The sequence below is a fragment of the Curtobacterium citri genome, from assembly GCF_030362955.1.
GTDB lineage: Bacteria > Actinomycetota > Actinomycetes > Actinomycetales > Microbacteriaceae > Curtobacterium > Curtobacterium citri.
On sequence record NZ_JAUCML010000001.1, the window covers coordinates 55,363 to 78,453 of the forward strand.

Here is a 23,091-nt window from a genome sequence, read left to right on the forward strand (position 1 = left end):
AGCCTAGGACGGACGGGAGGCGGGTGGCAGGGCCGCCACGCGCCTCCCGTCCGTCCCGGCGCGATCGCGCCGCGTGCGCGGGTCCGTCGTCAGCGGTAGCGGTAGAAGCCCTCGCCGGACTCGACGCCGTACCTGCCCTGGTCGAGGTACTCGGTGCGCAGGTGCTCCGCCCACGCCTGCGCGCCCGGCTCCGGCGACGCGCTGGCGACCGCGTACGCCGTCCGGAGGCCGATGACGTCGTAGACCTGGAACGGACCCATCGGGGCGCCGGTGCCGATGCGCCACGTGGTGTCGACCGTCTCGGGGTCCGCGACCCCGCGGAGGACCAGGCCGGCGGCGGCGTCGAGCAGCGGCACGAGCAGCGAGTTGAGCACGTAGCCGGGCTGCTCCTTGTGCAGGCGGATCGGCACCATCCCGATCTCCTCGGCGAAGGTGGCGACCCGCTCGAACACGGCCGGATCGGTCTGCTCGGTGCCCATCACCTCGGCGGTGTTCTGCCGCCAGACGTGGTTCGCGAAGTGCAGCGCGAGGAAGCGGTCCGGGCGGCCGGTCGCGTCGGCGATCGCACTCGGCAGCAGGGTCGAGGAGTTCGTGGCGAAGACGGTGTCGGCCGGTGCGACCTCGGCGAGCCGCGCGTACACGTCGCGCTTCAGGTCGAGCCGCTCGGGGACCGCCTCGATCACGAGGTCGGCGGCGGCGACGGCCTGCGCGAGGTCGGTGGCGAAGTCGATCCGCGCGACGGCGGCGTCGGCGTCGGGGCGGGCGTCCTCGCCGACGTCGCCGAGGTACTGCTCGACGATGCCGGCGAGACGCTCCCGGCCGGCCGCGACGGCGTCGTCGCTGATGTCGTACACGACGACGGGGACGCCGTGCCGAGCGGTCTGGAGGGCGATCTGCGTGCCGAGGACGCCGGCGCCGAGCACGGTGACGGAGGTGAACGTGGTCATGCCGTCAGTCTGCTCCGCGGTGGTCGGTGCCCGGCCGGGAGCGGGGGAGGGTCAGGCGGGCGGCGCCGTGCTCGCGCGCTCCACCAGGCGCACCGGCACGAGGTCGGTCGACGGTCCGGCCGGCGCACCCTCGATCTGCGCCAGGAGCGTCGCGACGGCACGGCGGCCCACCTCGTCGAACGACTGGTGCACGGTGGTGAGCGGCGGCCAGAAGGACTCCGACTCGGGGAAGTCGTCGAAGCCGACCACGCTGAGCGAGCCCGGCACGGACCGACCGGCCTCGTGCGCGGCGCGGAGCACCCCGAGCGCCGTCTGGTCGTTCACCGCGAAGACGGCCGTCACCTCCGGTCGCGCCGCGATCTCCTGCCCTGCCCGGTACCCGTCCGAGCTCGCCCACCCGCCGGTGAAGACCGGGGGGACCGCTCGTCCGGCGTGCTCGAGGGTGTCGCGCCAGGCGGCGAGCCGTCGGTCCGCGGAGTACGACCCGTCCGGGCCGGCGACGTGCCAGACGGTCTCGTGGCCCAGGTCGAGCAGGTGCTGGGTCGCGAGCCGGGCACCCTCGGCCTGGTCGATGTCGATGGACGGCCGGTCGGTGGTGCCCGTCGAGTCGACGACGACCAGGGGGACGCCGTCGGGCAGCGCGACCTCGGCGGTGTCGATGATGTGCGACTCGATCACGATCACGACACCGTCGACGGCCTGCTCGTGCAGCCGGGACAGCGCTGACCGGACACCCTCGCCGGTACGCGACGCCATCGGGAGCAGCGTGATGGTGAAGTCCGCGGCGGCCGCTGCGGCGGAGATGGCCTCGAGCGTGCGCATGTTGCCGAAGGACGCGAGCGTGAACATGACCACGCCGATGGTCCGGAATCGTCCGGACCGCAGGGCCCGCGCGGCCCGGTTCGGTCGGTAGCCGAGTTCGTCCATGGCGCGCTGCACCCGCTCGCGCGTCTCCGGGCTGACGTTGTCGAAGCCGCGCGCGACCCGCGAGACGGTCTGCATGGAGACGCCGGCGGCATCGGCGACGGCGGCCATCGACGGGGCGCGTCGCGCAGCGGTCAGCTCGGTGCTCAACGCACGCTCCTCCCCGGTCCGCCGGTCGCAGGGACGACGACCGGGATGCCCGCACGCTAGCGCATGTTGACGTTGCCATGCTACGGTGACGTCGTTCGATGTTGACGTCAACATCGACGTCCCTCCGGATCGCCGCCACCGCGCGGACGAGCGCAGCCGCTCGACCCGGAGGACCCGGACGCAGCAGACAAGGGAGTCACATGAGCACGCTCGCAGCGCGCCCGGCCGAGGCGGCCTCCGCCCCGCGGCCGTCCGCTCGCCGCCGCCCGAAGCCCCGGGGGCGGTACACCGGCTGGCTCTTCGTCGGCCCCTTCGTCGTGGTGCTCGTGGCCATGCTGATCGTCCCGATCGGGTACGCGCTCTGGCTCAGCCTGTTCCGCGACCAGCTCGTCGGCGGCAACCAGTTCGTCTGGTTCGCCAACTACGTGCAGCTCTTCCAGGACAGCGCGTTCTGGCAGGGCCTCGGCCGCGTCACGCTGTTCCTGCTCGTGCAGGTGCCGATCATGCTCGGGCTGGCCCTCGTCGCCGCCCTCGCCCTCGACAGCGCCCGCCTGTGGGGAACCGGGTTCTTCCGCATCGCGGTGTTCCTGCCCTACGCCGTCCCCGGTGTCGTCGCGGCGCTCATCTGGGGCTTCATCTACGGCAACCAGTTCGGCCTGACCGGTGCGGCGAACGACCTCATCGGCATCGACCTGCTCCAGCCGTTCAGCGCGAGCTGGGTCCTCACGTCGATCGGCAACGTGGTCACGTGGGAGTTCCTCGGCTACAACATGCTGATCTTCTACGCCGCCCTCCGGGTCGTGCCGGGCGAGCTGTACGAGGCCGCCGAGCTCGACGGCGCCGGCCCGATGCGGACCGTGTTCTCGATCAAGCTGCCGGCCCTCCGCGGCCCGATGGTCATCGCGACGATCTTCTCGATCATCGGCAGCTTCCAGCTCTTCAACGAGCCGAACCTGCTGAAGACGCTCGCCCCGAACGTCATCGGTAGCTCCTTCACCCCGAACATGTACGCCTACTCGCTGTCCTTCAGCGGCCAGCAGTTCAACTACTCCGCGACCGTCGCCATCGTCATGGGTGTCATCACCGCCGTGATCGCGTACGTCGTCCAGGTCCGCGGAACCCGCCAGGAGAACCGATGAGCACCCTGCAGCAGCCCGCCGCCGGCGCGACCACGCCGGCCACGGTCACCGAGGCGACCACGACGCAGCGCGACCCGCGCGACCGGGCGACCCGTGCCTCCCGTCCGGGTCGGGGCCGCGCGCCGGTCGCCGGACGCAAGGTCAAGCGCTCCGGTCTGCTGACCGCCGTGATGGTCGTCTTCGTCGTCTACTCGTTCGCGCCGCTGTTCTACCTGCTCGTGAACAGCACGAAGACGCAGGCATCGCTCCTGTCGACCTTCGGGCTCTGGTTCGGCGGTGACTTCAACCTCTGGCAGAACATCGTCGACACGCTGACGTACAACGACGGCATCTTCATGCAGTGGCTCGGCAACACGCTGCTGTACGTCGTCGTGGGCGCCGGGGGAGCGACGCTCCTCGCGACCGTCGCCGGCTACGGCATGGCGAAGTTCCAGTTCCCGGGTCGCCGCGTGGTGTTCGCCGTGGTCCTCGGTGCCATCGCCGTGCCGGGTACCGCCCTCGCGGTCCCGACGTTCCTGCTCTTCTCGCAGTTCGGCCTGACGAACACCCCGTGGGCGATCATCCTGCCGTCGCTCATCAGCCCGTTCGGCATGTACCTCATCTGGACGTACGCGATCGACGCGATCCCGACCGAGCTCATCGAGGCCGCCCGCATGGACGGCGCCGGCGAGTTCCGGATCTTCTTCACCATCGCGCTGAAGCTCCTCACGCCCGGTGTCGTCACGGTCCTGCTCTTCGCGGTCGTCGCCACCTGGAACAACTACTTCCTGCCGCTCATCATGCTGAGCGACCCGAAGTGGTACCCGCTCACGGTCGGCCTCAACCAGTGGAACGCGCAGGCCACCGGGTCCGGCGCGCAGCCGATCTACAACCTCGTCGTCACCGGTTCGCTCCTCACGATCATCCCGATCGTGGTCGCGTTCCTCTTCCTCCAGCGCTTCTGGCAGTCCGGCCTCGCGGCCGGCTCCGTCAAGGCCTGACCCGCCGGACGGGAGGCACGCCGGCAGCCCGCCCCGCGCCTCCCGACCGACACGCAGCAGCACCACCCCCTCTCCACGAAGAAGTCCCTTCTTCACGAAGAAGTGAAAGGCACCCGAATGCACAAGCGCATCCGGCGCGGGCTCAGCGCCCTCGCCATCGGCGTCACCGCCGCGATCGCCCTCGCGGCCTGCGCCTCCGGCGGCTCGTCCGCGGGCGGTTCGTCCGACGACATCGCGAAGGCCCTGAAGGACGGCGGGACGCTGACCTACTGGTCCTGGACCCCCTCGGCCAAGGCGCAGGTCGCCGCCTTCGAGAAGCAGTACCCGAAGGTCAAGGTCAACCTCGTCAACGCCGGCACCGGCGCCGACCAGTACACGAAGCTGCAGAACACGATCAAGGCCGGCTCGGGCGCCCCCGACGTCGCGCAGGTCGAGTACTACGCGCTGCCGCAGTTCGCGCTGTCCGACTCGCTCGTCGACCTGTCGTCGTACGGCTTCGGCGACCTCGAGAGCAAGTTCTCGAAGGGCACCTGGAGCAACGTCGCGATGGACGGCAAGGTCTACGGCCTGCCGCAGGACTCCGGCCCCATGGCGCTGTTCTACAACGAGAAGGTCTTCTCGAAGTACGACATCGCCGTGCCGAAGACGTGGGACGAGTACATCGCCGCCGCGAAGAAGCTGCACGCCGCCGACCCCGAGGCGTACATCGCCGCGGACTCCGGCGACGCCGGCTTCACCACGAGCATGATCGCCCAGGCCGGTGGCACGCCCTTCACCACCGACGGCGACAAGATCACCATCAACCTCGAGGACGCCGGCACCAAGAAGTGGGCGAGCACGTGGGACCAGCTCGTCGAGCAGGGCCTGCTCTCGAAGACCACCGGCTGGACCGACGACTGGTACAAGCAGCTCGGCAACGGCCAGATCGCCACGATGGTGACCGGTGCCTGGATGCCCGGCAACCTGATCGCGAGCGTCCCGGAGTCCGCCGGTGACTGGCGCGTCGCCCCGATGCCGACCTACGACGGCGGCCAGGCCCAGACCGCGAGCAACGGCGGCAGCTCCCAGGTCGTCATGAAGCAGTCGAAGAACCCGGCCCTCGCCGCGGGCTTCCTCAAGTGGCTGAACTCCTCCGAGGAGTCGACGAAGGTCTTCATGGAGTCCGGCGGCTTCCCGTCGACCACCGCCGACCTCGACTCGAGCTCGTTCCTGCAGGAGAAGCCGTCGTACTTCGGTGGCCAGCAGATCAACGAGGTGCTCGTGGACGCGTCGAAGACGTCGGCCAACGACTTCACCTACCTGCCGTACCAGGTGTACGCGAACAGCGTCTACGCCGACACCGTCGGGCAGTCGTACGAGAAGGGCACCTCGCTCGAGAGCGGGCTGCAGGCCTGGCAGAAGGCCCTCGTGAAGTACGGCAACGACCAGGGCTTCACGGTCACCTCCAAGTAGCACCCCGTCACACCCCCACCGGGGCCGTGCGGACACTCCCGTCCGCACGGCCCCGTCGTACGAAACGAGTCACCTCATGCGCTTCGCCATCGGCGAGACCGACTTCCTGCTCGACGGCGAGCCGCACCGGGTCCTGTCCGGCGCGATCCACTACTTCCGCGTGCACCCGGACCTCTGGCAGGACCGGATCCGCAAGGCGAAGCTGATGGGCCTGAACACCGTCGAGACCTACGTCGCCTGGAACGCCCACGCGCCCCGTCCCGGTGTGTTCGACCTGACCGGCGGCCTCGACCTCGGCCGGTTCCTCGACCTGGTCGCCGCCGAGGGCATGCACGCCATCGTGCGCCCCGGGCCCTACATCTGCGCCGAGTGGACCAACGGCGGGCTGCCGTACTGGCTCTTCGCCGACGGCACCGTCGGCGTCCGCCGGAACGAGCCGGGCTTCCTCGCCGCCGTGCGGGAGTACCTCGAGCACCTCGCGCCGGTGCTCGTCCCGCGCCAGATCGACCAGGGCGGGCCGATCGTGCTCGTGCAGGTCGAGAACGAGTACGGCGCCTACGGCTCGGACGCGTCCTACCTGCGTGAGCTCGAGGCGATGCACCGGGCCGTCGGCCTGACCGTCCCGTTCACGAGCGTCGACCAGCCGATGGACTCGATGCTCGAGGACGGGTCGCTGCCCTCGCTCCACAAGACCGGTTCCTTCGGCTCGCGCTCCACCGCGCGGCTCGAGCGACTCCGCCAGGCGCAGCCGACCGGGCCGCTCATGTGCTCGGAGTTCTGGGACGGCTGGTTCGACAGCTGGGGCGAGCACCACCACACCACCCCGGCGTCCGCGTCGGCATCGGACCTCGACGACCTGCTCGCCGCCGGCGGCTCCGTCAACATCTACATGTTCCACGGCGGCACGAACTTCGGCTTCACCAACGGCGCGAACGACAAGGGCGTGTACCGTCCGATCGCGACCTCGTACGACTACGACGCCCCGCTCGACGAGGCCGGTCGCCCGACGGCGAAGTTCCACGCCTTCCGCGCGGTCATCGAGCGCTACGCGCCCGTCCCGCCGCTGCCCGAGTCGATGCGGGAGGGTGGTTCGGGTCGCCTCGAAACGTATGACGATCGGAGCGGCCGGGAGGCACGGGTCACCCCCGCCACGGACCTCGCCGTCCGCCTGGACCGCGTCGCGTCGCTCCGCTCCCTGCTGCCCACGCTCACCGACTGGTCGACGCACGACGAGCCGCCGACCTTCGACGCCCTCGGCGCCGCGAGCGGCTTCGTGCTGTACCGGACCGAGGTCGACCTGCCCACCGGGGGCGTCCTGACCGTCGGCACCGAGGTCCGCGACCGAGCGGTCGTCTCCGTCGACGGGGTGGTGGTCGGCGTCCTCGAACGCGAGCACCACGACCGGGCGATCGCCCTCCCGCCGGTCGTCGGCACGCTCGAGCTCCTCGTCGAGGACCAGGGCCGCGTCGACTACGGGCCCCGCATCGGCGAGCCGAAGGGCCTGATCGGCGGCGTGGCCGTCGACGGCGTGCCGCTCGCCCGGTGGTCCGCGTCGCCGCTCGCCCTCGACCCGATCGCCCCGGCAGCGCTGTCGGCACTGGCAGACGTCGTGCCGACGGGTGGCGACGTGCTCGCCGGTCCGGTGGTCGCGGCGGGGTCGTTCGACCTGGCGACGGCCGACGACCGGTACCTGTCGCTCGACGGCTTCCGCAAGGGGGTCGCCTGGGTCAACGGCTTCTGCCTCGGCCGGTACTGGTCGCGAGGACCCCAGAAGACACTGGCCGTGCCGGGTCCGGTGCTCCGTGCCGGTCGGAACGAGGTCGTCGTCCTGGAGCTGCACGCGGCGGCGTCCCGTACGGTCTGCCTGCTCGCCGAGCCGGACCTGGGGCACACCGAGGCCTGACGGGCCGGGCGGATCAGGACACGGGCGTCCACGTCGGGAGGGGCGCGGTCCGGCCGTCCCCGGACGACCGGCGCCTGATCCGCCGACCGAGCCAGGGCACCACGTACTCGCGGTAGTACCGCAGCTCCTCGGCCAGGCGGGTCCCCACGGCCTCGGGTGCTGCCGCGTCGACCGGGCCGGGGCCGTCGGCGATCGCGCGGAGCGCCAGTTCCGCCACGCGCTGGTGCCCGAGCGCGTTCATGTGCAGGCGGTCGGTCGACCAGAACTCCGGCTGGCCGAGCTGGACGTCCCGTGAGACGTCGACGAACGGCAGTCCCCGCTCCGCAGCGAGCTCCGACAACGCGGTGGCCCACGCGTCGCCACGGCGGTTGATCAACCGTCCGAGGGGGAGCCGCGCGCTCGGGTCTGCCGGACTCACGAGCGCGAGGCGGATGCCGCGTTCCCGGAAGCGTTCGGCGGCCGCTCCGAGCCGCCCGATCAGCGCGGGGATGTCGAAGGAGGGCCGCAGCAGGTCGTTGCCGCCCGCGCAGAACGTCACGAGGGTCGGCTGCGGGTCGAGGGCGAGTGCCTGGTGCACCTGTTCGCCGAGCACCCCGTCGAGCAACCGTCCGCGGATCGCGAGGTTCGCGAACCAGACCGGCTGGCTCGTGGTCGCCGCGAGGGCGCTCGCGAGCCGCCCCGTCCACCCGGTGAACGGCGCCGGCCCCTCGTCGCCGACGCCCTCGGAGAAGCTGTCGCCGACGGCGACGTACCGGATCGGGCTGTCCTCGGGCACGGTCATCCGGCCATCGTATGCACGGTGGAGGACCCCGGTGCTGGGCCCGGCGTCCACCCGGCTCCGCTCACGGACGCGTCGGTAGGGTGGGCCGATGGCTGCCCTGACCCGTCTCCTGCGTGCCGTTCAGCAGGGGGCCGTCCCGGTCGCGTACGCGACGGGGACCCGGCTCCGGGCAGGGGCGTCGGCGCTCGCCGAGCGCGTCGGGTGGCGGCCCGCACTGCTCCCGTACTCGGGCTACGCGAGCACGCACCAGGCGCGGGTCCTCGCGCGCGTCGTGCTCGCTCCGGCGTCGGCCGACCCCGCTGCCCGCCGTGGTGTCGCTGCGTGGCGGCGGCTCCTCACCCTGGAGTGCCCGGCGGCCGAGGTGCGCGTCGAGCTCGCCGGTGTGACGACCACCGTGTCGAGCGACGATGGTGGGCTGGTCGACGTGACGGTCCCGCTGGACGAGCCGCTCGGCGACGGTCCGGCCACGGCGCTGCTGCACGTGGACGGCCGGCCCCCGGCCAGGGTCCCGGTCCACGTCGTCACCGCACGACGGGGTGTCGTCTGCGACATCGACGACACGGTCTGGGTGACCGGGATCGGGCACCCGTTGCAGGCGGCACGACGCACGCTCCTCGGCACGAGCTCGACCCGCCGGGTGGTCCCCGGCATGGCGGCCCTCGTCCGCGAGGCCGCTCGCCGACAGGAGGGAGCGGCCACGGTGTACCTCAGCAACGGGCCGTGGAACTTCGCCGGTGTCGTCACACGCTTCCTCCGGAAGCAGGGGTTCCCCGCGGGCGCCGTCCTGATGACCGACTGGGGCATCACGCCGACGCGGTGGTTCCGCGACGGCTCGGAGCACAAGCGTTCCTCGCTCGTGCGGTTGCACGAGGACCTGCCCGAGGTGTCCTGGGTGCTGATCGGCGACGACGGCGAGCACGATCCGGACCTCTACGAGGAGTTCGCCCGCGCGCACCCCGGGTCGGTCGACGCCATCGCGCTGCGACAGGTGGCGCCGGACGCCCGGGACGCCGGAGGGACCTCGGAGCTCGCCGGGGTCCCGGTCGTCCGCGGCACGGACGGCGATGCCCTCCTGCCGCTGCTCCGCGCCGCGTTGCGCTGACCGCCGCGGAGGATCGGGCGGAGCTGGTCGGAACGGGCGTCCCTGGTGGGAACGCCCGACCGGGTACGCCCGTTCTCGCTTCCCATCGCGGGCGTCCTGGGAAGGATCAGCAGGCGCGGGCGTCCGCCCAGTGGCGCACCCGGAGCAACCCTTCGCGGCGCCAGCGCCACCGCGGAGCGAACCTCGTGCCGTCGTCCTCCCATGCTCGGGTCAGCAACCCGATCTGCCGCCGGTGCTCGACACCGCGCTCGTCCCGCCACTCGACGAAGGCGTCGTCGAGCACGGTGTCGATCCCGGCCCGCGGTGCGGACCACGAGAGCAGGAAGCCGACGTACTCGAGTCGGTCCTCGGTCAGGCGGACGGCGACGCGGGGGAGCCGGACCGACACGACCGTCCGGACGGGGCTACCGGGTCAGGATCGTCACGGTGAGTCCGCGTCGAGGGCGTCGAGGTCGGCCAGGGCACGACGGGCGTCGGCGATCCGGTCGGCCTCGGGGCGCGACCACCACTCCGGGCCGCGCTCGCCGAGGCCGTGCTTCGCCAGGCCGTTCCGGTGCCGTGCGGCGGCGAGGGCGTCCTCGTCGCCGGCCTGCTTCGCCCGCTTCACCGCGTTGCGACCGCGACCGAGGTGGGAGCGGAGGGCCGCGGCGACCTCCTCCGGGAGCGCGGGGTCGGTCCGGCGCCAGCGGCGGCCGTCCACGACGAAGAAGTGGTCGTCGGGCTCGGCGGTCATGCTCCCGAGTCTGCACCGTCGGTGGTCGGCGGTAGACAGGTGTCGATGACCGAAGCGCGCACCCGTCCGATGCTCGACGTCAAGCGGATCTACGCCGAGGACGCCGCCCTCCAGCTCCCGCGGGGGCAGGAGGTGGTCGGGCGCTGGCCCGAGGCCGAGATCGTGCCCGTCGCCTCGCACTGGAACATCCCCGAGGTGCACGGCGACGAGCGGAACGTGCAGCGCTGGGTGCGGATCAAGACTGAGGCGCTCGTGCTCGGCGTCAAGAAGTCGCTCGTGACCCGGCCGAACGGTCGCTCCGCGGACTTCATCGCCCCGTCGACCGCGAACGGCTGCGCGATGGCGTGCGCCTACTGCTACGTCCCGCGCCGCAAGGGCTACTCGAACCCGGTGACGGTGTTCGCGAACATCGAGCAGATCACGAAGCACGTCGCCCGGAACATCGCCAAGCAGGGCCCGAAGACCGAGCCGAACCAGTGCGACCCCGAGGCCTGGGTCTACGACATCGGCGAGAACAGCGACTGCTCGGTCGACGCGATGATCAGCGACAACGTGCGCGACCTCTGCGACCTGTTCCGGATGACCCCGACGGCGAAGGCCTCGTTCGCCACGAAGTACGTCAACCGCGACCTGCTCGACTGGGACCCGCTGGGGCGCTCGCGCATCCGGTTCTCCCTCATGCCGCACGAGACCGCGAAGGTCACGGACATCCGCACGAGCCCGATCGCCGAGCGCATCGCCGCGGTCAACGACTTCGTCGACGCCGGGTACGAGGTCCACCTCAACTTCTCGCCGGTCATCCTCACCCCGACATGGGAGGCCGACTGGGCCGAGCTGCTCCGTCAGGTCGACGACGTGCTGTCCCCGGCCGCGAAGGCGCAGCTCGCCGCCGAGGTGATCTTCCTCACGCACAACCAGCCCCTGCACGAGGTGAACCTCGGCTGGCACCCGAAGGCCGAGGACCTCCTCTGGCGTCCAGACCTGCAGGAGCAGAAGGTGTCGCAGAACGGCGCCGTCAACGTGCGCTACCGGTCGGGGATGAAGGGGCAGCTCGTGGAGCGCTTCCGGGAGCTCGTCGCCGAGCACCTGCCGTCCTGCACCATCCGCTACGCGTTCTGACTCGACGGCCAGGCCGACGTCGGCGACGGCCCGGAACGACGAACGCCCGCACCGTCGAGCGGTGCGGGCATCACGGGTGATCGACGATCACTTGCCGTCGAACGCGTCCTTGGCCTTCTCCTTGTCGAGGCGACCCTCGCCCATGACCTGGTCCTTCTGGCCCTGGTGCTTGAGTTCGGCGTCGTCGGTCTTCTTGCCGACAGCCTCCTCGACCTTGCCGGCGACCTTCTGCGTGACGTCCTTGGCCTTGTCTCCGAGCGACATGGTGCTTCCTTCCTCCGGGAACCGCCGAGGGTTCCCGGCGCCTGTGCACTCGACACAACCACCCTTCGGTGGACGGCTCGCGGCAGGGGCGGAGGTTGCTGTACCCCGACCTGTACCAGCGGGGTACGACTACGGGACGAGCCGGTCCGCGCGGTAGCGGTCGAACAGCTCGGTGAAGGCGCGCTCGGTCCGGCGGAAGGCCGTGAAGCCCGCCTCGCGGCTCTTGCCCATGTCGGTCACGACCTCCATTGCACGGCCGAGGTCGGCGTCGGTGTGCCACCAGGACGCCAGGCGCGCGATGTCGGACTCGACGAGTCCGTGCCGCTCAGCGATGTCCGCCCACGCCGACTCGTGCGGGGCCATCTGCTCCTCGAGCGGGCGCGGACGGTATGCGTACCCGACGACGCGTGCCGGGTCGACGCCGAGGTGCGCGGCGAGCCGCGGCCACATCCACCGCCAGCGGAAGACGTCGCCGTTGACCACGTTGAACGCCTCGTCCGCCCCCTCGGGACTGGTCGCCGCCCACACCATGTGCTCGGCGAGGATGCCCGAGTCGGTCATGTCCGTCAGGCCGTTCCACTGCGCCTCGCTGCCGGGGAAGACGAAGTCGAGGTCGAGTTCCTTGGCGAGCGTGGCCTGGACCGCGATCGTCAGGCCCATGTTCATCGCGTTGCCGACCGCGTGGCCGATCACCGTGTGCGAGCGGTGGACGGACCACGTGAAGCCCTGGCGCTCGGCGGCGGCGAACAGTTCGTCCTCCTGCGCGTAGTAGAAGTTCGGGGTGTCCAGGCGCGGCTCCTCCTCGTGGAAGGGCGTGTCCGGCATCTCGCCGGCGGCGTACGCCTCGAACGGGCCGAGGTAGTGCTTCAGGCCGGTGACGAGCGCGACGTGCTCGAGCGGCGCGTGCGCGAGGGCGGCGAGCAGGTCCCGGACCATGCCGCCGTTGACCCGGATGTTCTCGGCCTCGGTGTCCTGTCGCTGCCAGGCGGTGAAGAACACGTGCGTCGGGCGTTCGTCCGCCAGCGCCGCCCGGAGCGAGTCCGGGTCGCGCAGGTCCGCGGGGACGGTCCGGACGCCGTCGCGGGGGAGCGGACGGCGGGAGAGCGCGGTCACGGCCCACCCGAGGTCGAGCAGGTGGTCGACGAGGGCGGAGCCGGTGATGCCGCTGGCCCCCACGACGAGGGCTTCGGGGCGGGCGGGGATCGGTTCTGTGGTGGTCGTCATCGTCGGGTGCAACGCGCACCGACGACAGGTGTTCCCTACCGGGGGCGGCGGATCCGGATCGGGCCCTTCGCCGTGGACGGGTCGACCACGCTGCCGTGCTGCGTGATCTCGACCTCGCCCCGCGCCACCATCCGCCGGGCCGCTCGTCGTGCCGGCTCCATGAGCGGACGCCAGTCGTCCGGCGCGACGGACCGGGCGACCTCGGACGGGCAGATGCTCGCGCTCCGCGCACGGGCGGCGAGGAGCTCGTCGATCCGCTGCTCGAGCGCGCGGTCGGTGTCGTCGAGGCCGTGCTTCCGGCACGCCGCCGAGCAGTACTTCGCGTCGTGCGGGGCCGACGACGGCATCCGTCGGCCGCACGATGCGCAGGTGCGCTCCGCGTGTGCCTGCTCCGACGCCGCTGCGTCCTCGGCGGTCCTGATCGATCGTCCCATGCGCCCATCCTCGTCCCCGGGTCCGGACCTGTGCACAGCCCGGACCCGGCTGGCAGCATCGGAGCGGTGAACCCGGACCCGAAGCCCCTCCGCCCGCACGAGCCCGCCTGGGTCGAACACGTGATGTGGTGGCACGTCTACCCGCTCGGGGCCGTCGGTGCCGACGTCCGACCGGGGACCCCGGTCGACGAGCGTGCCGTCGAGCACCGGCTCCAGCGGCTCGTGCCCTGGCTCGACCACGTGGTCGACCTCGGGCTGAACGGGCTGCTGCTCGGCCCGGTGTTCGCGAGCTCGACGCACGGGTACGACACGGTCGACCACTTCCGGGTCGACCCGCGGCTCGGCGACGACGCCGACCTCGACGCACTCGTCGGGGCAGCCCACGAACGCGGCGTGCGGGTCGTGCTCGACGGCGTGTTCAACCACGTCGGGCGCGAGCACCCCGCCTTCCGTGCGCTCGAGGAGCAGGGCCCGGACGCCCCGACCGCGGAGCTCTTCGCCGTCGAGCGGTCCGGTTGGCAGGCCGGGGACCCCGTGCCGGTCCGGGACTTCGAGGGGCACGACATCCTCGTCGCGCTCGACCACGAGGGCCGTGCCGCCGAGGACCTGGTGGTCGAGGTGATGACGTACTGGCTGGGGCGCGGCATCGACGGGTGGCGGCTCGACGCGGCCTACGCGGTGCCGCCGGCGTTCTGGGCGCGGGTGCTGCCGCGCGTCCGGGAGCGCTTCCCCGACGCGTGGTTCAGCGGCGAGGTCATCCACGGCGACGCGGCGGCCGTCGTCGCACAGTCGACGATGGACTCGACCACGCAGTACGAGCTGTGGCAGGCGGTCTGGCACGGCATCGCGGACCGGAACTGCTTCGAGCTCGCGCACGCGGTCGAACGGCACGACGCCCTGCTGGGCACGTTCGTCCCGACGACCTTCGTCGGCAACCACGACGTCACCCGCATCGCGAGCGCGGTGGGGGAGCGGTTCGCGGGGCACGCGGCGGCGGTGCTGTTCACCGTCGCGGGCACGCCCGTCGTCTACGCCGGCGACGAGTACGGCTGGACCGCGGTCAAGGAGGAGCGCGAGGGCGGCGACGACGCGGTGCGACCGGAGCTGCCGTCGACCGTACCCGAGCCGACCGACCTGACCCACGCGGTCGAGGCGCTCGTGGCCCTGCGGCGGCGCAACCCGTGGCTGCACCGCGCCCACACCGACGTCGTCCACCTGACCAACACCGCGGTCGTCCTGCGCACCGCGACGGCCGACGCCGCGGTGGTGACCGCCCTGAACCTGGCGGACGACCCCGTCGAGCTGCCCGCCGCCGACGCGACGCGGGTCGAGGCGGGCGGTGGCGACCTGCGGGACGGCACCCTGCGCCTCCCGGCCGCCGGGTGGGCCGTCCTGGCCGCCTGAAACAACGAGACTCGGGCCGGCGGACGGTCCCGTGGTCCCACGACCACGAAACCGTCCGCCGACCCGAGCCTCGGCGGCCGGGGACCGACCGCTACTTGCGCGCGGACGCCGCCCGGCGCTTGTTGAACACGTCGAACGCGACGGCGGCGAGCAGCACCAGGCCCTTGATGAGCGACTGGTACTCGGTGCCGACACCGAGGATCGACATGCCGTTGTTCAGGATGCCGATGATGAGACCACCGACGATCGCTCCTGGCACCGTGCCGATGCCGCCGGTGACCGCGGCGCCACCGATGAACACGGCCGCGATGGCGTCGAGCTCGAAGCCGTTGCCGGCACCCGGGGCGGCCAGGTTGAGCTGGCCCGTGAAGACCACGCCCGCCAGGGCCGCGATGACGCCCATGTTCACGAAGAGCAGGAACGTGACGCGCTTGGTCTTGACGCCGGACAGCTGCGCGGCGAGGGCGTTGCCACCGATCGCGTAGACGTGGCGACCGAACACCGAGCTGCGCATGACCACCGAGTAGACGACCACGAGCAGGCCGAGCACGACGAGCACGATCGGGGTGCCGTTGTAGCTGGCGAGCAGCAGCGCCACGTAGATCACGAGTGCGGCGCCGAAGGCCGTCTTCACGATGAACCAGGCGAACGGCTCGCTCTCGAGCTGGTACTTGCGGCGCGTGATGCGCCCGCGGAACGCGGAGATCACCATGACGGCGGCGGCCGCGATGCCGAGGATCATCGTGAGCGGCTCGTAGCCCGTGGTGCCGAACGACGGCAGGAAGCCGGAGCCGAGCGAGCGGAAGCCCTCCGGGAACGGCGAGATCTGCTGGTTCTGCAGCACGATCTGGGTGGCACCGCGGAAGGCGAGCATGCCGGCGAGCGTCACGATGAACGCCGGGATGCCGAAGTACGCGATCCAGAAGCCCTGCCAGGCGCCGACGAGCGCACCGACGACGAGGCAGAGGAGTGCCGCCACGGGCCACGGGATGCCCCACTGCGTGATCATCACGCCGGCCATCGCGCCGCTGAAGGCGACGACCGACCCGACCGACAGGTCGATGTGGCCGGCGATGATCACCATGACCATGCCGATCGCCAGGATCAGGATGTAGCTGTTCTGGACGATGATGTTCGAGACGTTGATCGGGGCCAGCGTGATGCCGCTCGTCGCCACCTGGAAGAAGATGACGATGACGATCAGCGCGATGAACAGGCCGATCTGTCGGAGCTGCCCGGTCAGGTAGCCGGCGGCGGACTTAAGCGCGTTCATTGACTGGGGTCTCCCGTTCCTGGGTCATGTACTGCATGAGGACCTCGGGTGTGGCCTCGGAGCGGGGCACGTCAGCGGTGATCGTGCCCTCGGAGAGTGTGTAGATGCGGTCGCAGATGCCGAGCAGCTCGGGCAGCTCGGACGAGATCACGATCACGCCCTTGCCCTGGTCGGCGAGCGCGTTGATGAGCGTGTAGATCTCGTACTTCGCGCCGACGTCGATGCCGCGGGTCGGTTCGTCGAGGATGAGCACGTCGGGGTCGGCGTACATCCACTTCGACAGGACGACCTTCTGCTGGTTGCCGCCGGAGAGCTTGCCCGTCACGGCGTCGACGTTCGGCGCCTTGATGTTCATGCTCTTCAGGAAGCCGCCGGCCACCGTGGTCTCCTTCGACGCGTTCACGAAGCCCCAGTCGGCGAGCTTGCCGAGCGCCGAGCCGGAGATGTTCCGCTTGATGTCGTCGATGAGGTTGAGGCCGTACCGCTTGCGGTCCTCGGTGGCGTAGGCGATGCCGTTGTCGATCGCCCGCGTCACGGTGTTCGTCTTGATCGGCACGCCGCGCTTGTAGACCGTGCCGGAGATGCCGGTGCCGTACGAGTGCCCGAAGACGCTCATCGCGAGTTCCGTGCGGCCCGCGCCCATGAGGCCGGCGATGCCGACGACCTCGCCGGCGCGGACGTCGAGGTTCACCTGGTGGATGATCTCGCGGGAGCCGTCGAGCGGGTGGTGGACGGTCCAGTCCTCGATGCGCAGGAGCTCCTCGCCGATCTTCGGCTCGCGCTCCGGGTAGCGGCTCGACAGGTCGCGACCGACCATGCCCCGGATGATCCGGTCCTCGGAGACGTCGTCGCCGTGCATGTCGAGCGTCTCGATCGTCTTGCCGTCGCGGATGATCGTGACCTTGTCGGCGATCGCCTTGATCTCGTTGAGCTTGTGGCTGATGATGATCGCCGTCATGCCCTCGGCCTGCAGCGAGCGGATGAGCTCGAGCAGGTGCTCCGAGTCGTCGTCGTTCAGCGCGGCGGTCGGCTCGTCGAGGATGAGGAGCCGGACCTCCTTCGAGAGCGCCTTCGCGATCTCGACGAGCTGCTGCTTGCCCACACCGATGTCGGTGATCTTGGTGACCGGGTTGTCCTTGAGCCCGACGCGCTTGAGCAGCGCCGCGGCCTCGAGGTTCGTCTTGTTCCAGTCGATGAGCCCGCCCTTGACGCGCTCGTTGCCGAGGAAGATGTTCTCGGCGATCGACAGGAAGGGGCTGAGTGCGAGCTCCTGGTGGATGATCACCACGCCCGCCTTCTCGGAGTCGTTGATGTCACCGAACTGCACCGGCTTGCCGTCGAGCAGGATCTCGCCGTCGAAGGAGCCGTGCGGGTAGACGCCCGACAGCACCTTCATCAGGGTCGACTTGCCCGCGCCGTTCTCGCCGCAGATCGCGTGGACCTGGCCGCGCTCGACCTCGATCGAGACGCCCTGCAGCGCCTTCACACCGGGGAAGGTCTTCGTGATGTCCCGCATCTCGAGGATGGTGTCCGCCATGTGGACCGCCTTTCCGTCATCCGCGCGTGCGCGCGGGTGGAGACGGACTGGAGGCGCGGTGCGGGGCCGCACCGCGCCTCCAGTCCTGTGGATGGTTGCGACTACTTGAGGTCGGCCTCGGTGTAGTAGCCCGAGTCGACGAGGACTTCCTTGTAGTTGTCCTTCGTGACGACGGTCGGCTGGAACAGGTAGGTCGGGACGACCTTGACCTTGTTGTCGTAGCTCTTGTCGTCGTTCGTCTCGGGGGTCTTGCCGGTGAGCAGGTCCTCGGCCATCGTCACGGACTGCTTCGCGAGCTTGCGCGTGTCCTTGTAGATGGTGGAGTACTGCTGGCCCGCGATGATCGACTTGACCGAGGCGGCCTCGGCGTCCTGGCCGGTCACGATCGGCAGCGGACGGTCACCCGAGCCGTAGCCGGCGCCCTGCAGGGCCGAGATGATGCCGATCGACATGCCGTCGTAGGGCGAGAGCACGCCGTCGAGCTTCGTGCCGCCGGAGTAGGTCGACGCGACGAGGTTCTGCATGCGGGCCTTGGCGGTCGCCGGGTCCCACTGCTGCGTGGCGGCCTGCGAGAGCTGGTCCTGGCCGGAGCCGATCTTCAGCGTGCCGTCCTCGAGGTACGGCTTGAGGGTGTCCATCGCGCCGTTGAAGAAGAAGCCCGCGTTGTTGTCGTCGAGCGAGCCGGCGAAGACCTCGATGTTGAAGGGGCCCTTCTTGCCGGTCTTCTTGCCGTCCGCGTCGACCACGCCGAGGCCGGTGAGCAGCGACGTGGCCTGGTCGACGCCGACCTTGTAGTTGTCGAACGACACGTAGTAGTCGACGTTCTTGTTGCCGGTGAGCAGGCGGTCGTACGAGATGACCTTGATGCCGGCCTTCGCCGCCTGGTCGAGCTGGTCGGAGAGCGCGCCACCGTCGATCGACGCGATGATGAGCACCTTCGCGCCCTTGGTGATCATGTTGCTGACCTGCTGGGCCTGCTGCTGGACCTTGTTGTCGCCGTACTCGAGGTCGACCTTGTAGCCGGCCTTCTCGAGGTCGCTCTTGACGGCGTCGCCGTCCTTGATCCACCGCTCGGAGACCTTGGTCGGCATGGCGACGCCGACCAGGGCGCCCTTGTTGTCGCCGCCGCCGTCACCGCTGCCGGTGGCGCCGCGTCCGCCTGCGGAGCAGCCGGCCAGTGCGATGGCGATGCCGAAGGCTGCGACGCCCGCGACGATCCTGCGCTTCATCATCGAAGTACCTCTGTTCCTGCGCGTCGACATCGACGCACTCGGGTGCCGGGGCTGCTGTGCCCCGTGGGATGTGCTCGTGTGAGCGCTCACATACTGAGGGTTCCGTGGCGGGGTGTCAACTCGTCGTGACCGATCCGAGATGTTGCCGCGCGGGGCGGACCGGGCGCTACGCTCGGCCAGGTGACGACCACGACCGCGCTCGGGGGTCCCGGCGGCAGACGCCGCAAGGCCCCGACGATCTTCGACGTCGCCGAGCGCGCGGGCGTCTCCCACCAGACCGTCTCCCGGGTGATCAACGGCGACCCGACCGTGCGCGAGGCCTACCGGTCCCAGGTGACGGACGCCGTCGCGGCCCTCGGGTACCGCCCGCGGGCCGCGGCCCGGGCACTCGCCGGCGGACGCAGCCGGGCGCTCGGCATCATCACCGCCGGCGACGCGCTGTACGGGCCGTCGAGCACGGCGATCGGCTTCGAGCGGGCGGCCCGGTCGGCGGGCTACCACGTCCTGCTCTCCACGCTGCCGGACGAGCCGCGCCCGATCGACCTGTCCGGGGCGCTCACCACGCTGCTGGCGCAGGACGTCGCCGCGATCGTGCTCGTCGCCGCCGACAACCGCGTGCTCGACGCCCTCGCGTCCCTGACCATCCCGGTCTCCGTGCCGGTCGTCGTCGCCAACGCCGTGCAGCGGGACGCCCTGACCCCGGCGGCGCCGAGCGTGGCCGCCGTCGCGATCGACCAGGCCGCCGGCACGACGCTCGTGATGGACCACCTGTTCGCCCGCGGGCACCGGCGCATCGTGCACATCGCCGGACCGGCGGTGTCGCAGGAGTCCGAGGTGCGCCGCGCCACCTTCGAGCGGATCATGCGCGAGGCGGGCCTCGAGCCGGTCGTCCTCGACGGCGACTGGACCCCGGCGAGCGGCTTCGCGGCGGCGCGGACGATCGACGTGCACGCGGTCGACGCGGTGTTCGCGGGGAACGACCAGATGGCGCTCGGGGTCCTGCACGCCTTCGCGGACGAGGGGCTCCGCGTGCCGGACGACATCGCCGTCGTGGGCTTCGACGACATCCCGGAGGCCGCGCACTTCACCCCGCCGCTGACCACGGTGCGGCAGGACTTCGTGGCGATGGGCGAGCGGGTGCTCACCGCCGTGCGTGCGGTCGTCGAGGGTGCGCCGATGGACCAGGCGCTGCTGCGACCGGAGCTGGTGGTGCGCCGGAGCGCGTGACCCCGGCGCGCGGTATGCCGCGCTCGTGCACCCGGCTCAGCGCCGGAGCGGGAGCCAGACGCGCATCGGTGCTGCGCCGCGGTTCGCCCACGCGTAGTACGGCACGGCGGTCGCGGTGACGGGTGACCCGGCCTGGAGGTCCGTGGTCGCGTCGCCGGGGCCGGCCGCGTCGACGACGCTGGTCGCGTGCCCGGCGCGACCAGCGCCTCCCGGCTCGTCCAGCCGTCGGTACGGCCACGCTGGCTGCTCGTGCTGCGTCGGGGCGGACCCGGACACGCGCAGCGTGACGACGCCGTCGAGCAGGTCGTCGCGGCGCTCCTCGGTGATCGGCGCGGTGGCGTCGACCGTCAGGTCGTCGACCGTGAAGCCCTGCTGGTCCGCCTGCTCGACGGCGTAGACGAGCGGGCCGCGCTCGATCGCGACCTGACCGCGTGCGGCGTCGATGCGGGGATCGGCGACGTACCGGTGCGGGGTCGTGTCGAAGCGGAGCTCGACGGTGTCGCCGGCGGTCCACTCGCGCTCGACGACGTGGAGCGTGCCGGGGGCCGGGACCGCTTCGCCGCCCGCGCCGGTGACCGTCGTGGTGTCCGACCACGCGGGGATGCGCAGGCCGAGGGCCAGGGGGCCGTCCTCGGTGACCGTGACGACCACGCGGCCGTCGTGCGGGTAGCCGGTCTCGACGCGCACCGGTCCGAGGTCCGCGGTGGCGTACTGGTGGACCTGCAGTCCGCCGTCGGTCGTCGTCGCGAGGTAGCCGTCCAGGCTCGCGAACGTCCGCATGATGTTCGGCGGGCAGCACGCGCAGTCGAACCAGCCGCGGCGGCCGTGCGCGGGGGAGCGGTTCTCGTCCCGGTGGGCGGCGTCGCGGTGCTGCAGCGGGTTCACGTAGAAGTACTCGGTGCCGGCGAGGCTCACGCCCGGCAGGAACGCGTTGTAGAGCAGGCGCTCGATCGCGTCGGCGTAGACGGGCTTCCCGGTCGCGAGGAGCAGGCGCCACGCCCACTGGATCCCGCCGATCGCGGCGCAGGTCTCCGCGTAGCCGCGGTCCGTCGGGAGCTCGTACGGGTCGCCGAACGCCTCCCAGTCCCAGCGCGCGCCGAGCCCGCCGGTGATGAACGCCTTCGTCGCCTGCATGTCGGCGAACTGCCGCTCGCTCGCAGCGAGGAGTTCGGTGTCGCCGGTCTCGATCGCGACGTCCACCGCGCCGGCCGCCAGGTACACCGCGCGCACGGCGTGCCCCTCGACGGTGGTCGCCTCGCGCGCCGGGACCCGGTCGGAGAAGTACGTCGGCTCGCCGCCGGCGCGCTCGATGATGCCGTGCCCGCGGGCGTCGACGAACCAGTGCGCGAGGTCGAGGTAGGCGCGGGTGCCCGTCTCGCGGTACAGCTCGACGAGTCCCGTCTCGACGACGGGGTGGCCGTCGATGTCGTGCAGCTTCGGCGTGCCGTCCGGTGCGGTGCCGTCGCCGAACGTGCGGACCAGGTGGTCGGCGTTCTCGGTCGCGATCTCGAGCAGCCCGGTGTCGCCCGTGGCCCGGTGCTGGGCGACGGCCGCCTGGTACAGGTGCCCGGCACAGTACAGCTCGTGGCTCCACTCGAGGTCCGTGTACCGCTCGCCCCCGCCGCGGACCTGCTGCACCGAGTCGAGGTAGCCGTCCTCGGCCTGTGCCCGGCCGTACAGGGCGGTGACCTCGCGCTGCAGCTCGAGCAGGTCGTCGGCCGGGGCGCGGCCGTACTCCCACGCCACCGCCTCGAGCCACTTCGTGACGTCCGAGTCCATGAAGATCGGGCCGACCGCCTCGCCCTGCTCGTCGCCGGCGGCAATGCGGAGGTTGCGGAAGTTGCCCGCGGCCTCGAGCTGCCGGTACCCGCTGCGGATCGCGTCCCGCCCGTTGCGCTCCTGACGGAGTGCCCAGAAGCCGCCGGTGATGCGGGCCTGCCCGGCGGGCAGCGGGCGGAGTGCGAGGTGTGCGCCGTCGGTCGGGAGGGCCGGGGTCGCGGTGTGCGCACCACTGGCGGTCGCGGTCGTGGTGGTCATGGCGCCTCCTTGCGTCCGGCGAGCGGCGATCCGAGCGGAAAGCGCTTTCCGTAGCTGACGCTACGGCAGGCCGCGCGGCTGCACAAGACCCGCTGTGCGTATGCTCGGACCGCGACCACCGACCGGAAAGGACGTTGCCGTGCCCCAGGACCGCAGTGGCCGCCCCGCCCGCATCACCGACGTCGCCGCGCTCGCCGGGGTGTCGATCGGCACCGCCTCGAAGGCCCTCAACGACACGGGGCAGCTGCGCGACGAGACCCGAGCGCGGGTGAAGGACGCCGCCGAGAAGCTCGGGTTCGTCGGCGACGCCCGGGCTCGTGCGCTGTCGTCCGGTCGCACGTACACCGTGGGCATGGTCACGACGGACTCGTTCGGACGGTTCACGATGCCGGTGCTGCTCGGGGCCGAGGACGCCCTGTCCGCCGGCGAGGTCATGGTCCTGCTCGCCGACACCCGCGACGACCACGTCCGCGAGGCCCACTACCTCCGCTCGCTCGTCGCCCGCGGGGTCGACGGCATCATCGTCACCGGCCGCTCCGCCGACGCCCGCCCCCCGATCGACGTCCCCGTCCCCGTGCCGGTCGTCTACGCGCTGACCCCGTCCACCTCGGCGTCGGACGTGTCGGTCACCCTCGACGACGCCGGGGGCGCGGCCGACGCCGCGGCGCACGTGCTGGCACTCGGGCGGCGCCGGGTGGCCGTGGTCTCCGGCCCGGCCGACGCCCGTTCCGCCGTCAGCCGCGCGGCCGGAGCCCGGTCGGTGCTCGGGGACCGCATGGTGGGGGAGCCGATGCACGGCGAGTGGTCGGAGCGGTGGGGGCGGCAGGCCGTGGACCTGCTCGACCGTGCCCAGGCCGACGTGGACGCGGTGGTGTGCGGCAACGACCAGATCGCCCGCGGGGTGTGCGACCGGCTGCGCGAGACCGGCCGGAGCGTCCCCGGCGACGTCGCGGTGACCGGCTACGACGACTGGGACGTGGTGGCGCTGGCGAGCCGTCCGCCGCTGACGACCGTGGACATGCGGCTGGACGAGCTCGGGCGGATCGCCGGGCGGTCGCTGCTCGAGCTCGTCGCCGGTGGCCGGCCCGCGTCGGTGTCGGTGACGCCGTCCCTGGTGGTGCGCGAGAGCACGGTCGGCGCCTAGGCCGGGCGGCCCGGCGTCGCGCTCGGCGTCGCGCTGGTTCCCCGGGTTCCGCGATTGCGGCATCTCGGCGGCGTGCGCCCTGCTC

General features: G+C 71.5%; 21 protein-coding genes. 9 read left to right on the forward strand and 12 right to left on the reverse strand.

Features of this window, described 5'->3' with window-relative positions; all coding sequences use genetic code 11:
• Positions 1-89: 89 nt before the first annotated feature.
• On the reverse strand, positions 90-947 hold the full coding sequence (locus QUG92_RS00260; RefSeq protein WP_289457116.1) for a 3-hydroxyacyl-CoA dehydrogenase: 858 nt from the start codon (positions 945-947) through the stop codon (positions 90-92).
• Positions 948-998: 51 nt separating this feature from the next.
• Positions 999-1,982 carry a LacI family DNA-binding transcriptional regulator gene (locus tag QUG92_RS00265; protein ID WP_182045678.1) on the reverse strand — a complete coding sequence of 328 codons (984 nt, stop codon included), beginning with the start codon at positions 1,980-1,982 and terminating at the stop codon, positions 999-1,001.
• A gap of 239 nt (positions 1,983-2,221) precedes the next feature.
• Between QUG92_RS00265 and QUG92_RS00270 the strand changes: the two genes are divergently transcribed.
• The 4 genes from QUG92_RS00270 (at position 2,222) to QUG92_RS00285 (ending at position 7,495) form a co-directional block, all read left to right on the forward strand.
• Positions 2,222-3,160 (forward strand): carbohydrate ABC transporter permease, encoded by a 939-nt coding sequence (locus QUG92_RS00270; protein ID WP_182045584.1) that lies wholly within the window; start codon positions 2,222-2,224, stop codon positions 3,158-3,160.
• The gene (locus QUG92_RS00275) at positions 3,157-4,140 is read left to right on the forward strand and encodes a carbohydrate ABC transporter permease (RefSeq protein WP_289457119.1); all 984 of its coding nucleotides are present in this window, start codon (positions 3,157-3,159) and stop codon (positions 4,138-4,140) included. Before QUG92_RS00270 ends, QUG92_RS00275 begins: the two co-directional genes overlap by 4 nt.
• Positions 4,141-4,257: 117 nt before the next feature.
• Complete coding sequence (locus QUG92_RS00280; protein ID WP_141718986.1) at positions 4,258-5,592, forward strand: ABC transporter substrate-binding protein; 1,335 nt, start codon at positions 4,258-4,260, stop codon at positions 5,590-5,592.
• A gap of 76 nt (positions 5,593-5,668) precedes the next feature.
• Positions 5,669-7,495 carry a glycoside hydrolase family 35 protein gene (locus QUG92_RS00285; protein WP_289457122.1) on the forward strand — a complete coding sequence of 609 codons (1,827 nt, stop codon included), beginning with the start codon at positions 5,669-5,671 and terminating at the stop codon, positions 7,493-7,495.
• 13 nt (positions 7,496-7,508) lie between these two features.
• Here the strand turns inward: QUG92_RS00285 and QUG92_RS00290 are convergent, their stop codons facing one another.
• Positions 7,509-8,276, reverse strand: coding sequence for an SGNH/GDSL hydrolase family protein (locus tag QUG92_RS00290; protein ID WP_289457123.1), 768 nt, complete (start codon positions 8,274-8,276; stop codon positions 7,509-7,511).
• 88 nt (positions 8,277-8,364) lie between these two features.
• Between QUG92_RS00290 and QUG92_RS00295 the strand changes: the two genes are divergently transcribed.
• Entirely contained in the window at positions 8,365-9,378 is a 1,014-nt protein-coding gene (locus QUG92_RS00295) for an App1 family protein phosphatidate phosphatase (RefSeq protein ID WP_289457124.1), read from the forward strand.
• A 106-nt stretch (positions 9,379-9,484) separates the two neighbouring features.
• Here the strand turns inward: QUG92_RS00295 and QUG92_RS00300 are convergent, their stop codons facing one another.
• Both QUG92_RS00300 and QUG92_RS00305 read right to left on the reverse strand, forming a co-directional pair.
• Positions 9,485-9,766, reverse strand: coding sequence for a hypothetical protein (locus QUG92_RS00300; protein ID WP_289457125.1), 282 nt, complete (start codon positions 9,764-9,766; stop codon positions 9,485-9,487).
• A 33-nt stretch (positions 9,767-9,799) separates the two neighbouring features.
• On the reverse strand, positions 9,800-10,111 hold the full coding sequence (locus tag QUG92_RS00305) for a biopolymer transporter Tol (protein WP_289457127.1): 312 nt from the start codon (positions 10,109-10,111) through the stop codon (positions 9,800-9,802).
• A 45-nt stretch (positions 10,112-10,156) separates the two neighbouring features.
• Between QUG92_RS00305 and QUG92_RS00310 the strand changes: the two genes are divergently transcribed.
• Positions 10,157-11,230 carry a spore photoproduct lyase family protein gene (locus QUG92_RS00310; RefSeq protein WP_289457128.1) on the forward strand — a complete coding sequence of 358 codons (1,074 nt, stop codon included), beginning with the start codon at positions 10,157-10,159 and terminating at the stop codon, positions 11,228-11,230.
• Positions 11,231-11,317: 87 nt separating this feature from the next.
• On the opposite strand, the gene QUG92_RS00315 is transcribed toward QUG92_RS00310, so the two are convergent.
• The 3 genes from QUG92_RS00315 to QUG92_RS00325 all read right to left on the reverse strand — a co-directional run bounded on the left by QUG92_RS00315 (position 11,318) and on the right by QUG92_RS00325 (position 13,152).
• A complete protein-coding gene (locus QUG92_RS00315) occupies positions 11,318-11,494 on the reverse strand; it encodes a CsbD family protein (RefSeq protein ID WP_182045591.1) in 177 nt (58 codons plus the stop codon).
• A 129-nt stretch (positions 11,495-11,623) separates the two neighbouring features.
• Positions 11,624-12,718, reverse strand: coding sequence for an SDR family oxidoreductase (locus QUG92_RS00320; RefSeq protein ID WP_289457129.1), 1,095 nt, complete (start codon positions 12,716-12,718; stop codon positions 11,624-11,626).
• Positions 12,719-12,753: 35 nt separating this feature from the next.
• The gene (locus QUG92_RS00325) at positions 12,754-13,152 is read right to left on the reverse strand and encodes a DUF3253 domain-containing protein (protein WP_182045593.1); all 399 of its coding nucleotides are present in this window, start codon (positions 13,150-13,152) and stop codon (positions 12,754-12,756) included.
• Positions 13,153-13,218: 66 nt separating this feature from the next.
• On the opposite strand from QUG92_RS00325, the gene QUG92_RS00330 reads away from it, so the two are divergent.
• Positions 13,219-14,556, forward strand: a complete 1,338-nt coding sequence (locus tag QUG92_RS00330; RefSeq protein ID WP_289457132.1) for an alpha-amylase family glycosyl hydrolase — start codon at positions 13,219-13,221, stop codon at positions 14,554-14,556.
• 91 nt (positions 14,557-14,647) lie between these two features.
• On the opposite strand, the gene mmsB is transcribed toward QUG92_RS00330, so the two are convergent.
• From mmsB to chvE, 3 genes are all read right to left on the reverse strand, one after another.
• On the reverse strand, positions 14,648-15,829 hold the full coding sequence (gene mmsB / locus QUG92_RS00335) for a multiple monosaccharide ABC transporter permease (protein WP_069713109.1): 1,182 nt from the start codon (positions 15,827-15,829) through the stop codon (positions 14,648-14,650).
• Positions 15,816-17,366, reverse strand: coding sequence for a multiple monosaccharide ABC transporter ATP-binding protein (mmsA, locus tag QUG92_RS00340; RefSeq protein ID WP_289457134.1), 1,551 nt, complete (start codon positions 17,364-17,366; stop codon positions 15,816-15,818). The genes mmsB and mmsA overlap by 14 nt, the downstream gene beginning before the upstream one ends.
• Before the next feature lie 101 nt (positions 17,367-17,467).
• The gene (chvE, locus tag QUG92_RS00345; protein ID WP_069713111.1) at positions 17,468-18,598 is read right to left on the reverse strand and encodes a multiple monosaccharide ABC transporter substrate-binding protein; all 1,131 of its coding nucleotides are present in this window, start codon (positions 18,596-18,598) and stop codon (positions 17,468-17,470) included.
• 180 nt (positions 18,599-18,778) lie between these two features.
• Between chvE and QUG92_RS00350 the strand changes: the two genes are divergently transcribed.
• Complete coding sequence (locus QUG92_RS00350; protein WP_182045596.1) at positions 18,779-19,825, forward strand: LacI family DNA-binding transcriptional regulator; 1,047 nt, start codon at positions 18,779-18,781, stop codon at positions 19,823-19,825.
• 36 nt (positions 19,826-19,861) lie between these two features.
• Here QUG92_RS00350 and QUG92_RS00355 read toward each other — a convergent pair whose 3' ends face one another.
• Positions 19,862-21,862: a glycoside hydrolase family 127 protein gene (locus QUG92_RS00355; protein ID WP_289457137.1), complete on the reverse strand. Its 2,001-nt coding sequence runs from the start codon at positions 21,860-21,862 to the stop codon at positions 19,862-19,864.
• Between the two features lie 139 nt (positions 21,863-22,001).
• Here QUG92_RS00355 and QUG92_RS00360 point away from each other — a divergent pair, with 139 nt between their 5' ends.
• Complete coding sequence (locus QUG92_RS00360) at positions 22,002-23,006, forward strand: LacI family DNA-binding transcriptional regulator (protein WP_220456179.1); 1,005 nt, start codon at positions 22,002-22,004, stop codon at positions 23,004-23,006.
• Positions 23,007-23,091 lie beyond the last annotated feature (85 nt).

Excerpts from the sequence above, each read along its gene's own strand:
- QUG92_RS00260 (WP_289457116.1), bottom strand. The coding sequence starts at position 947 with ATGACCACGTTCACCTCCGTCACCGTGCTCGGCGCCGGCGTCCTCGGC.
- QUG92_RS00265 (WP_182045678.1), bottom strand. The coding sequence starts at position 1,982 with ATGGCCGCCGTCGCCGATGCCGCCGGCGTCTCCATGCAGACCGTCTCG.
- QUG92_RS00270 (WP_182045584.1), top strand. The coding sequence starts at position 2,222 with ATGAGCACGCTCGCAGCGCGCCCGGCCGAGGCGGCCTCCGCCCCGCGG.
- QUG92_RS00275 (WP_289457119.1), top strand. The coding sequence starts at position 3,157 with ATGAGCACCCTGCAGCAGCCCGCCGCCGGCGCGACCACGCCGGCCACG.
- QUG92_RS00280 (WP_141718986.1), top strand. The coding sequence starts at position 4,258 with ATGCACAAGCGCATCCGGCGCGGGCTCAGCGCCCTCGCCATCGGCGTC.
- QUG92_RS00285 (WP_289457122.1), top strand. The coding sequence starts at position 5,669 with ATGCGCTTCGCCATCGGCGAGACCGACTTCCTGCTCGACGGCGAGCCG.
- QUG92_RS00290 (WP_289457123.1), bottom strand. The coding sequence starts at position 8,276 with ATGACCGTGCCCGAGGACAGCCCGATCCGGTACGTCGCCGTCGGCGAC.
- QUG92_RS00295 (WP_289457124.1), top strand. The coding sequence starts at position 8,365 with ATGGCTGCCCTGACCCGTCTCCTGCGTGCCGTTCAGCAGGGGGCCGTC.
- QUG92_RS00305 (WP_289457127.1), bottom strand. The coding sequence starts at position 10,111 with ATGACCGCCGAGCCCGACGACCACTTCTTCGTCGTGGACGGCCGCCGC.
- QUG92_RS00310 (WP_289457128.1), top strand. The coding sequence starts at position 10,157 with ATGACCGAAGCGCGCACCCGTCCGATGCTCGACGTCAAGCGGATCTAC.
- QUG92_RS00315 (WP_182045591.1), bottom strand. The coding sequence starts at position 11,494 with ATGTCGCTCGGAGACAAGGCCAAGGACGTCACGCAGAAGGTCGCCGGC.
- QUG92_RS00320 (WP_289457129.1), bottom strand. The coding sequence starts at position 12,718 with ATGACGACCACCACAGAACCGATCCCCGCCCGCCCCGAAGCCCTCGTC.
- QUG92_RS00325 (WP_182045593.1), bottom strand. The coding sequence starts at position 13,152 with ATGGGACGATCGATCAGGACCGCCGAGGACGCAGCGGCGTCGGAGCAG.
- mmsB (WP_069713109.1), bottom strand. The coding sequence starts at position 15,829 with ATGAACGCGCTTAAGTCCGCCGCCGGCTACCTGACCGGGCAGCTCCGA.
- mmsA (WP_289457134.1), bottom strand. The coding sequence starts at position 17,366 with ATGGCGGACACCATCCTCGAGATGCGGGACATCACGAAGACCTTCCCC.
- chvE (WP_069713111.1), bottom strand. The coding sequence starts at position 18,598 with ATGATGAAGCGCAGGATCGTCGCGGGCGTCGCAGCCTTCGGCATCGCC.
- QUG92_RS00355 (WP_289457137.1), bottom strand. The coding sequence starts at position 21,862 with ATGACCACCACGACCGCGACCGCCAGTGGTGCGCACACCGCGACCCCG.